Here is a 10,385-nt window from a genome sequence, read left to right as displayed (position 1 = left end):
ACTCTCCGGTAAACCCGGGGCGGTTCAGTGTTCGGGTGAGGACGGGTCCGCGAGTGCGGCCTGGAACCAGTGGTGCTTGTCCGAGGTGTGGTTGACGACAAGGTCCATCACGATCCGGATGCCGCGCGCGCGGGCCTCGGCCACCAGCCGGTCGAAATCGTCCAGAGTGCCGAATTCCGGCGCGATGGCGCGGTAGTCCGAGATGTCATAGCCGTTATCGGCCATGGGCGAGGCATAGACGGGCGACAGCCAGATAAAGCCGATACCGAGGTCGCGCAGGTGGTCGAGGCGCGAGATGATGCCGGGAATGTCCCCGATCCCGTCGCCGTTGGAATCGGCGAAAGAGCGCGGATAGATCTGGTACCCCGTGGCGTCATGCCACCAGCGTTGATCGGTCATCGGCGTGATCCCTGAAGGAGAAAGGCACTGGTCGGGCCGTGACCCGTTAGCGCTAACTCAAACCGGTTCGGGACGCGGGTTCAAGCGTGGATCGACGCCCGGCAGATCAAATGACGTTTTTGTAGGACGTCTCCAGCGCGTGGGCGAAGCTGCCAGCCGAGGAGGAGGCGGACAGGAGCAGGAAGCGGTCCGCGTCCATGCGCAGGATCATCGCGCCCATATGCTCCATCACCGTGCGGGCCGACGCGCCCACCGGGAACGCGCTGTCATGCAGGTCGAGCGGGCAGAGCCGTTCAAGCGCGGCGAGCGTGTCGGGGCCCGAGGCCTCGATCACCACCCAGACGTCGGTCTGGTCGGTTGTGTAGCCCGCGCCTTTCAGCTTGCCTTGCACCATGGTGTTCGCATCCGGCCCGTCATGCGGGAAGACCAGCAGCATCTGGTCCGCCGCGGTGCGGATCGCATGCGTGTCGCCCGCCTGCGTCGAACGGGTGGGTTCCGGCATGGCGAGCTTGAACCCCGCCTTCAGCGCCTTGGCCAGCGCATCCTCGCCCCCCTGCGGCGTGGCGACGGAGACGAGCGCGAGGTCGTCGCGTTCCCGCAGCGTGTTGGCGCCAAGGGTTAGGTCCAGCCCGAGGATGGGGGCGGCGGTGAGGGTGATATCAGCCACGTTGACGCTCTCCTTCGGGGTCGATGTGGTGGGCCGAGCAGACCTCGACCGCTGTGTCCTTGCCGCGCACGGGGTCATAGGCGCGCACGACCTCTCCCATCCGGTCGGCCCCCCGTTTGAGGTAGCCAAGGCCGATGGAGTGGCCGAGTTCCGGCGAATACGCGACCGAGGTCATCCAGCCCTGGTCGTGGGCCATGTCCTCGGGGTCGCCCTTGGTCAGGAAATGCGCCCCGGCGTCGAGTTTGGCGCCCTTGTCGACGGGCTTGAACCCCACGAGGCGCAGGTCGTCGTCGCGGATCATCTCGGGCCGTTGGGACAGTACCGTGCCGATGGCGTCCTTCTTCAGGCTGACCATCTTGCCCATACCCAGCTGGTGCGCGGTGGTCTGGCCGGTCAGCTCGTTGCCCGCCGCGTGGCCCTTTTCGATCCGCATGACACCCAGCGCCTCGGTCCCGTAGGGCACGGCGTCGAACTCTTCGCCCGCCTGCATCAGCGCGCGGATCATGCTGTCGCCATACCGCGCGGGCACGGCGATTTCATAGGCCAGCTCACCCGAGAACGAAATGCGGAAGAGCCGCGCGGGCGTGCCAAAGGCCTTGCACTCACCGCAGGCCATGAAGGGGAACGCCTCGTTCGACAGGTCGATGTCGACGACCTTCTGCAACAGCGCCCGCGATTTCGGCCCGGCGACGGCGAACTGTGCCCAGCCATCGGTGGTGGAGATCAGGTGCACGTCGAGGTCGGGCCAGAGGCACTGGCGCGCGAATTCCATGTTGCGGAAGACCGTGACCGCGTTGGCGGTGGTGGTGGTCATCACGAAGTGGTTTTCGCTCAGCCGCGCGGTGGTGCCGTCGTCGTAACACACCCCATCCTCGCGCAGCATCAGGCCATAGCGGACCTTGCCGACCGGCACCTTGGCGAAGGGGTTGGCGTAGATGCGGTTGAGGAATTCGGCGGCGTCGCGGCCCTGAATGTCGATCTTGCCGAGCGTGGTGACGTCGCAGATGCCCACGCCCGAGCGGGTCATCTCCACCTCGCGGTCGACGCTGTCGCGCCAGCCCTTTTCGCCGGGGCGTTTGAACCACTGGGCGCGGAGCCACATGCCGGTTTCCACGAAATCCGCGCCGTTCTCCTTGGCCCATTTGTGCGAGGGCGTGAGGCGGAAGGGGCGGAAATCCTTGCCGCGCGCGCGGCCCGCCAGCGCGCCGATGGGCACGGGTGTGTAGGGCGGGCGGAAGATGGTGGTGCCGGTTTCGGGGATCGATTTGCCCGAGGCTTCGGCCATGATGGCAAGGCCCAGCACGTTCGAGGTTTTGCCCTGATCGGTTGCCATGCCGAGCGTGGTGTAGCGTTTCAGATGCTCGACCGCGCGAAAGCCTTCGGTGTGGGACTGCTTGATGTCCTTGGTGGTGACGTCGTTCTGCAGGTCGACCCATGCGCGGGCCTTGGAGGATTTGACGTGCCAGAAGGGGGTGATGGCGAATTGCTCGTCACTCGCCTGCGGCAGCGTGCCTCGCGCCGCGTGCCCCAGGTCGGACGCGATGGTCCGTGCGGCCTCGTGCCCCGATTTGAGGGCGGCGGCGAGGGTCATGGCACCGTTGGCGGCACCGGCGACGCTCATGCCCGGCGGCAGGTCGGTGCCGGGAACGAAGGCCGCGATATCCTCGCGCCAGACGGGGCGGCCACGGTGGTGGCAGGTCAGGTGCACGTTGGGCGACCAGCCGCCCGCGATGGCGAGTGCGTCGCACTCGACCTGCGTGCCGTTTTCGAGCGTGATGGATTTGAGACCACGGCGGCCCTTGGTGTCCGCCACGGCGCGGCCCTTGTAGACGCGGAAATCATCGCTGTCGGGCGCGTCGGCGCGGGTGTCGATCAGGGCCGCGATGGTGACGCCCTTGGCCGTCAGGTCCTGCGCGGTGCGCCAGCCGTCATCGTTGTTGGTGAAGACGGCAACGCGCTGGCCGGGACTGGCGGCGAAGCGGTTGGCGTAGGTGCGCACGGCGCCCGACAGCATCAAGCCGGGGCGGTCGTTGTTGCCGAAGGCGATGCTGCGCTCGGTCGCGCCGGCGGCGAGCAACGCGCGCTTGGCATAGATGCGCCAGAGGACCTGCCGGGGCTTGCTGCCGCTGTCGGCGAGGTGGTCCGTCATCCGTTCGAGCGCGCCGTAGACGCCGCTATCAAAGGAGCCGTAGACGGTGGTGCGCGTCATCAGGCGGACGTTGTCCATGCCCTGCAACTCGGAGGCCGTGGCGGCGGCCCATCCGGGGCCGTCCTGACCATCCACCTCGTAGGTTTCGGAGTTCAGGCGACCGCCGGGGAGGAAATCCTCATCGGCGATGATGACACGCAGACCCGATTGCGCGGCGGTGCGAGCGGCGGTGAGCCCGGCGGGGCCCGCGCCGATCACCAGCAGGTCGCAATGCAGGTAGCCGTGGTCATAAAGATCGGGGTCGGCCTTGCCCGACAGGGAGCCGAGACCGGCAGAGGCGCGGATGACGGGTTCGTAGATCTTTTCCCAGAACGCGCGGGGCCACATGAAGGTCTTGTAATAGAACCCGGCGCTCAGGAACGGCGACAGCAGGTCGTTGGCCGACATCAGATCCCATGCGAGCGAGCCGCGGTGGTTCTGGGACGTGGCGGTGAGGCCCTCGTACAGCTCGGCCACCGTGGCCCGCGTGTTGGGCTCCTGCGCCGCGCCCTTGCGCAACTGCACCAGCGCGTTCGGCTCTTCCGCCCCGGCAGAGAAGATGCCGCGCGGGCGGTGGTACTTGAACGAGCGGCCCACCAGCTTGACGTCATTCGCCACAAGGGCCGAGGCCAGCGTGTCGCCTGCATGCCCCTTCAGCCACGTGTCGTTCCAGCGGAATTTCAGCGTCTGGCCGCGGTCGATCAATCCTCCGGACAGTCTCATCGGCTGCGTCCTTCTGCGCGGGCCACGTCACGCGCCAGCGCGACATCCAGCACTTCGTGTGTGAGCGTATCGCGGGTGACGACCAGCCACGAGCGGTCGCCCTGTTCGTGATACCAAAGCTCGCGATGCGTCCCGGCGGGGTTGTCGCGGAGGTAGGCGTAGTCGTGCATCTCTTGCGGAGAGGCGGTCATGCCATCGGGCCGACCGATCAGGGCGGCGTCGCCCTTGACCACGAATTCGGCGGCATCGCGGGGGCCGAGGAGGGGGTGATTGATCAGCATGCGCGGCCCCTAGTGCAGGTTCGGTTGGGCGCCCTGGCCCTTTTCGTCGATCGGCGCACCGCGCATGAAGCGGTCCAGCCGGAAGGCGGTGGCGACCTCGTGCGGTTCGTCCTTGGCCAGCAGGTGCGCGTAGCAGAAGCCCGATGCGGGCGTCGCCTTGAACCCGCCGTAGCACCAGCCGCCGTTGAAATAGAGGCCGGGCGTGTCGGTCTTGGTGATGAAGGGCGAGCCGTCCATCGACATGTCCATGATGCCGCCCCACATCCGCAGCAGGCGCGCGCGACCGATCATGGGCATGATGGCCATGCCGCCTTCGCAGACATCTTCGACCACGGGCAGGTTTCCGCGCTGGGCGTAGGTGTTGTAGCCGTCGATGTCGCCGCCGAAGACCAGCCCGCCCTTGTCGGATTGCGAGACATAGAAGTGGCCCGCGCCGAAGGTGATGACGCCGGGGATCACCGGTTTCAGCCCTTCGGAAACAAACGCCTGAAGGACGTGGCTTTCGATGGGCAGGCGCATTCCCGCCATCGCGGCCACGCGCGACGAGGACCCGGCCACGCACATGGCGATCTTCTTGGCGCGGATTGATCCGCGCGAGGTCTGCACGCCGACGGCGCGACCGCCTTCGATGTCGATGCCGGTGACTTCGCAGTTCTGCAGGATGTCGACGCCGCGTTCATCCGCGCCACGGGCATAACCCCAGGCCACCGCGTCGTGGCGGACGGTGCCGCCGCGCGGTTGCCAGAGCGCCCCTTGGATCGGGAAGCGGGCGTTGTCGAAATCGAGGAACGGGCACATCTTGGCGATGCCCTCCCGATCAAGCAGTTCGGCGTCAGCGCCGCTGAGACGCATCGCGTTGGCGCGGCGGGCGAAGGCGTCACGCTGCGGGTCGGAGTGGATGAGGTTGAGGATGCCGCGCTGCGACACCATCGCGTTGTAGTTGAAGTCCTGCTCCAAACCTTCCCACAGTTTGAGGGAGTGTTCATAGAAGGGCTGGTTGCCTTCAAGCAGGTAGTTGGAGCGGATGATCGTCGTGTTGCGCCCGATATTGCCAGAGCCGAGCCAGCCCTTTTCGACCACCGCGACGTTGGTGACGCCGAATTCCTTGGCGAGGTAATAGGCCGTCGACAACCCGTGCCCGCCGCCGCCGATGATGACGATATCGTATTCGGCCTTGGGTTCGGGTTCACGCCAGACGGGTTTCCAGCCCTTGTTGCCGGTCAGCCCTTCCTTGAGGATCTGCCACGCCGAATATCGCATTGCTTTTTCGCCCAACTGGTTCAGTATCTCACGATATCGCGGGGCAATGGCGCTTGGATATGCGAGAAACAGACATCAGATTGCGCAAAACGGACGGAATTGGTGCACCTTTCCGGGTGGGCGTCTGGGCCGTGCCGGGATTTGCGCTCATGTCGTATGCCTGCACGGTCGAGCCGTTGAGGGCCGCGAATCTGCTGGCGCAGCGCCCGTTGTACGAGGTTGTGCATTTCGGGGATGCAGCGTCGTCAGGCAGCGCGGCGGTGTCGGCGGACCTGCCCGTGGGGGCGATGGCTTCGCTGGATCTGCTGCTTGTCGTGGCGGGGGGTGATCCCTTTACCGGCGGGGACGAGGCGTTTGACTGGCTGCGGAAGATGGATCGTGCGGGCGTGCGGATCGGTGGCGTGTCGGGCGGGTCGGTTCTGCTGGCGCGGGCGGGTCTGATGGACGGGCGGCGGATGACCGTGCACTGGGAACACGGGCCACCCCTGGCCGAGCAGCATCCCGACCTGATGATCGAAAAGCGGCTGTACGTGATCGACCGGGACCGTGTGACCTGCGGGGGCGGGACGGCTCCGCTCGACATGATGCACGCGCTGATCGCGGGCGACCACGGGCATGTTTTTGCGCGGCTGGTGATGGACTGGTTCCTGCACACCGACGTGCGCGCCGCCGCCGCGCCGCAACGTGCCGGGCTGGCGGAACGGATGGGCGTGCATTCGCCGCATCTGGTCAGCGCCATCGCCGCGATGGAGGATCACATCGCCGACCCGCTGGCGCTGGATCAGCTGGCGCTGATCGCGGGGGTCAGTGGACGGCATCTGAACCGGTTGTTCACCGACGTGCTGGGGCAGTCGGCGATGAATTACTACCGCAACATGCGGCTGGACGTGGGGCACCGGATGATCCGTGGCTCGGCCCTGCCGATATCCGAGATCGGGCGGGCCACCGGCTTTGCCACGCCCGCGCATTTCACCAACGCCTATACGCGCCGATACGGGCACAGCCCCCGGTCGGCCCGCGCAGCCTGAGAGGACGCCATGCACATTCTGGTTCTGCAACATGCCGAGGTCGAACATCCGGGGATCTTCCGGTCGTTCCTGGATGAGGACGGCCACACGTGGGACGCGGTCGAACTGGACAAGGGCGAGGCGCTGCCGTCGCTCGACGGCTATGACGCGCTGTGGGTCATGGGCGGGCCGATGGACGTGTGGCAGGAGGAGGCGCATCCATGGCTGGCCGACGAGAAGGCGTTCATCCGCGAGGCCGTGGCCGAACGCGGGCTGCCGTACCTTGGCCTGTGTCTGGGCCACCAGTTGCTGGCCGAGGCGTTGGGTGGCGCGGTCGGCCCGTCCAAGACGCCCGAAATCGGGGTGATGGACGTGCAATTGACCGAGGCGGGTGCGTCGGGCGTGGCTTTCGACGGGTTGCCCGAGGTGTTCAAGGCGCTGCAATGGCATTCGGCCGAAGTCACTGCACTGCCCGACGGTGCGCAGGTTCTGGCGACCTCGCCCGCCTGCACGGTTCAGGCGATGCGCTGGCAGACGCGTGCGCTGTCTGCGCAGTTCCATGTGGAGGTCGAGGAGGACACCGTGCGCAACTGGGCCGAGATCCCGGAATACGCCGAGGCGTTGGTGCAGGCGATGGGGCCGGACGGTGTGGCCAAGATGGAAGGCGCGGTCGCGGCGCAGATGGGTGCGTTCAACGACATGGCCGAGCGGCTTTACATCAACTGGATTCAGATGACCGCGCGGGCCTGATCCGCGTTTAGAAAAGGGAGGTGAGCGGCACCGCGCGGGAGCCGTCGCCCTCGAACAGGATCTCTTCGATCTCGACCAGTGTGACCGTGCCATGCGGCCCATGCGCCTCTGCCCGCTCCGGGCTGCCGGTGAAGCGGTACATCGTGGCCTGTCCGGGCAGTTGCGCGGTATCGCGGCCCGGCCCGCCATGCAGCGCGTCGCCGCGACCGTGGCTTATCAAGAGGTCGTTGCCCGCACCCGCGATCAGCACGTCTTCCTCCACCGTCCCCTCCAGCACGTCGCGCGAGGCGGTGCCGATGCGGGTCACGCCGTTCAGGAAGGTGCCCGGCGCGCGGGCCGCAAAGGCGGGGCGGGCTGTCCGGTTGTAACGTTCGAGCGATTGCCAGCGCGGATTGTTGTCGCCCAGATACCTCTGCGCGCCCCAGCTGCCCCACTTGGTCGGCGTGGCCACGTCGACGAACGCGTTGAACAGCGTGCCCCCCACATCCACCCAGCCCGCCAGCAGCGTGTCATACAGGCGCGCCATATCGGGGGTGTAGTTGAATTCGGTAAAGAAAGCGGTGAGCCGGTCGTCGTTCACGCGGTTGCCGAACCCCGCGACGTGGGTGCCGCCTTCGTACATGATCAATTCCATTCCCGCTGCTTGTGCGACGCGGGCGTGGTACGGCCAGACCGTGGTGATCAGGTCGCGCAACCCGCCTTGCCGCAGGGCGTTCGCGGCGGGGGTGAAGGCGGTGTCGAACTGGCGTTCCTTCACGTATTCGCGCAGCGCGACCCGTTGCTTGCCCTCGGCCTCGCCCGCGGCGGTCGCGGTGGCGATGCTGTCTTCGATCCAGCTGTCGACGGTAGGGGCGAAGGCCTCTGTCCCGAAACCGAAGCCGAAATACCCGGTGACGGCATAGGCATCGGCATGGTCCGCGGGCGGGCGGCGTCCCGGCATGTCGGCCCGCCACAGGGGCGCCTGCATCTGCGCCTGTTCAAGGCCCTGCCAGCCGGTATGCACGGCCATCACGACCTTGACCCGTTCGTGGAACGCCTCGCCGAAGGCGGCTTCCCAGATCTCGGCCATCTCGGCCATGCGGGCACCGGCGAACTGGATCCATGCATCGTCGGGCTGGCCGGGACCCCAGCGCGCTTCGGCCTGCGCGGCGGCCCACTGGGTCTGCGGGAAGGCGAAATTCCACAACTCGTTCGAATATTCGACATAAGCCTGCAGCCGGGGGTCGAGCCCGTCGCGGACCTGCACCGCAAATTCGGCCATGTAGGCGTCGTCGGCCATGTGCGGCAGCGTGAACCACGGATCGGCCCCGATACGGTTGGTGAGCCGCAGCATCACCTCCAGTGGCACGCCGCGCCAGGCATAGGTCGCGTCGGTCACGCGCGGCCGGTCGTCCCACGTGGTGACCGGGGAGGCATTGGTGCGCATCCAGTCCATGAACCGGACCGAGCGCAGGTCGGACACGACGGCAAGCCAGTCAGGATTGAAGATCGCCCCGGCATCATGCAGCACAACACGGTCCTCGCGCACCAGCGTGATATCGCGGATCGGGTCGGTCGGGTCGATCTGGGTGAGGACGATCCCGACGAGGCCTTCGTCCGGGCGGTACTGGAATGTGATCTGGCCGTCGTCATAGCGAGGGCGGCGGGCGCGGGCCGTGACCTCGACCTTGCCCTGACCCTTCCACCGCAGGACATAGGTGCCTTCCAGCGTCGCGGCGTCCGGCGACATGTCGGTCAGGACGAAGGTCTCGATCCGGTTCGCGCCGTCGGGCAGGCGGGTCGGCCAGCCCTCGGCGCTGATCGCGCCAAGCTCCTGCAGGCGTTCGAACGGGAAGGCGCCCCATGTCTCGGCGCTGTGCCCGATCCACGGCCGCGCGGTTTTCATCAGGTCGAGGAAGGGTTGCTGCGCCGTCCAGTCCTCCACCCCGTTCAGCCCCATGGCCAGCGCGGGGTCGGCCAGCCCAACGCCGGGCGGGCCGTCGAGGTCGAGCCTCGCCTTGTCAGGCGCGGGTCGGATGGCGGGCAGGTTGGTCGGTTCCGGGGCGGGGGAAGCCGCCGTGTCGGTTGGCCGTGCTGAAGTCGGCGCGGGCGCGGTTTCCGCGGACGCCGCGGGTGGGAGGGGGCGCGCGTCCTTCGTCGCGTCGGTCAGCAGCGCGATTGCCTGTTCGGCATTGTCGCGCAGGACCGGGTGCACCGAGGCGGGCCACGCGAAATCGGCGGGCGGAGGCGATCCGTACAGCGCGCCATAGGTCACGATGGCGGCCATCGCGTAGAGGGTCGGTGTGCCGTGCGGCGCGTTGTCTTCGTAAAGCGACAGGGCCGGGATGCTGTCGAACGGCGGTGTCGAAAGCGTGCGGGACAGGCGCTGGCCGACCGGGATCAGTCGGATATCGGCATCCGGACGCGCATCGGACAGGGCCGCGACGTAGGTGCGGTACCATTCCACGTCCACGCCCTGCGCGATCCGGTGGTATTGCGACAGGTCCTCGGGGCCCGGAGGGAAGGCGGGCGTGATGTTCGCCATCTCGGGCCAGCCGCCGTAGATGAAGATGCGCAGGTCGGGATCCTGCCCGGTCAGCCAGTCGATGATCTTGAGCGTTTCGCCCAGCGGGCTCTGGCCGCTGCCATCGCGGTATGCGGCGTCGGGTGGTATGTCCTGGATGAAGTTGGCGGGGCTGATGACGACGCTGTCGAACCCGGCCTCGCCAAAGGGCTGCGCGCCCCGGCGCCACGCGCGCCGCACCTTGCCGAAGCCCCATGTCGCCAGCGGCGGGAGGTCGGCGGCGAAGTTCCGCAGGAAGCCGAATTGCCCGTCGGCGGCGAAGGAACGGCCATCGGCAAGGGCAAGCTGCGCGATCCAGTGCGGCACGGCGGTCTCGTCGCCGCCGCCCACATGGGTGACGAGGCTGTTGCCGAAGAAGTAGGTGCGCACCGACTCGCGGGGGGCGTCCTGCGCGGCGGACATGGCAGGCAGCAGCCACAGGCAGACAAGCACGCCAAGCCAGACAAGCGGCGCGGCAAAGGTAGCCGTGGAAAGGCGAGCGGCCATGCGGACAGTCCCCGTTGCGCCGGGTCAGTATGGCGGGCGCGGTCGGGCACGGTAAAGGGGC

8 protein-coding genes are annotated in these 10,385 nt (G+C 67.4%); 2 read left to right on the top strand and 6 right to left on the bottom strand.

What is annotated here, in order from left to right; genetic code table 11:
- Positions 1-24: 24 nt before the first annotated feature.
- The 5 genes from ATO11_RS13425 to ATO11_RS13405 all read right to left on the bottom strand — a co-directional run bounded on the left by ATO11_RS13425 (position 25) and on the right by ATO11_RS13405 (position 5,518).
- A complete protein-coding gene (locus ATO11_RS13425; RefSeq protein ID WP_050531394.1) occupies positions 25-399 on the bottom strand; it encodes an alpha-amylase family glycosyl hydrolase in 375 nt (124 codons plus the stop codon).
- A gap of 106 nt (positions 400-505) precedes the next feature.
- Positions 506-1,066 carry a sarcosine oxidase subunit gamma gene (locus tag ATO11_RS13420; RefSeq protein WP_050531393.1) on the bottom strand — a complete coding sequence of 187 codons (561 nt, stop codon included), beginning with the start codon at positions 1,064-1,066 and terminating at the stop codon, positions 506-508.
- Positions 1,059-3,977: a sarcosine oxidase subunit alpha family protein gene (locus tag ATO11_RS13415; protein ID WP_050531392.1), complete on the bottom strand. Its 2,919-nt coding sequence runs from the start codon at positions 3,975-3,977 to the stop codon at positions 1,059-1,061. The genes ATO11_RS13420 and ATO11_RS13415 overlap by 8 nt, the downstream gene beginning before the upstream one ends.
- Complete coding sequence (locus tag ATO11_RS13410) at positions 3,974-4,258, bottom strand: sarcosine oxidase subunit delta (protein WP_050531391.1); 285 nt, start codon at positions 4,256-4,258, stop codon at positions 3,974-3,976. Before ATO11_RS13410 ends, ATO11_RS13415 begins: the two co-directional genes overlap by 4 nt.
- Before the next feature lie 9 nt (positions 4,259-4,267).
- A complete protein-coding gene (locus ATO11_RS13405; RefSeq protein ID WP_050531422.1) occupies positions 4,268-5,518 on the bottom strand; it encodes a sarcosine oxidase subunit beta family protein in 1,251 nt (416 codons plus the stop codon).
- A gap of 116 nt (positions 5,519-5,634) precedes the next feature.
- Here ATO11_RS13405 and ATO11_RS13400 point away from each other — a divergent pair, with 116 nt between their 5' ends.
- On the top strand, positions 5,635-6,546 hold the full coding sequence (locus ATO11_RS13400) for a GlxA family transcriptional regulator (protein ID WP_242601419.1): 912 nt from the start codon (positions 5,635-5,637) through the stop codon (positions 6,544-6,546).
- Positions 6,547-6,555: 9 nt separating this feature from the next.
- Positions 6,556-7,275 (top strand): type 1 glutamine amidotransferase, encoded by a 720-nt coding sequence (locus ATO11_RS13395; protein WP_050531390.1) that lies wholly within the window; start codon positions 6,556-6,558, stop codon positions 7,273-7,275.
- A 7-nt stretch (positions 7,276-7,282) separates the two neighbouring features.
- Here ATO11_RS13395 and ATO11_RS13390 read toward each other — a convergent pair whose 3' ends face one another.
- The gene (locus tag ATO11_RS13390) at positions 7,283-10,324 is read right to left on the bottom strand and encodes a hypothetical protein (protein ID WP_050531389.1); all 3,042 of its coding nucleotides are present in this window, start codon (positions 10,322-10,324) and stop codon (positions 7,283-7,285) included.
- Positions 10,325-10,385: the final 61 nt, after the last annotated feature.

The organism is Pseudaestuariivita atlantica, from assembly GCF_001205715.1.
Lineage (GTDB): Bacteria > Pseudomonadota > Alphaproteobacteria > Rhodobacterales > Rhodobacteraceae > Pseudaestuariivita > Pseudaestuariivita atlantica.
Note: the sequence above shows the minus strand (reverse complement) of the source record. Positions and strands in the feature narration are given on the sequence as shown.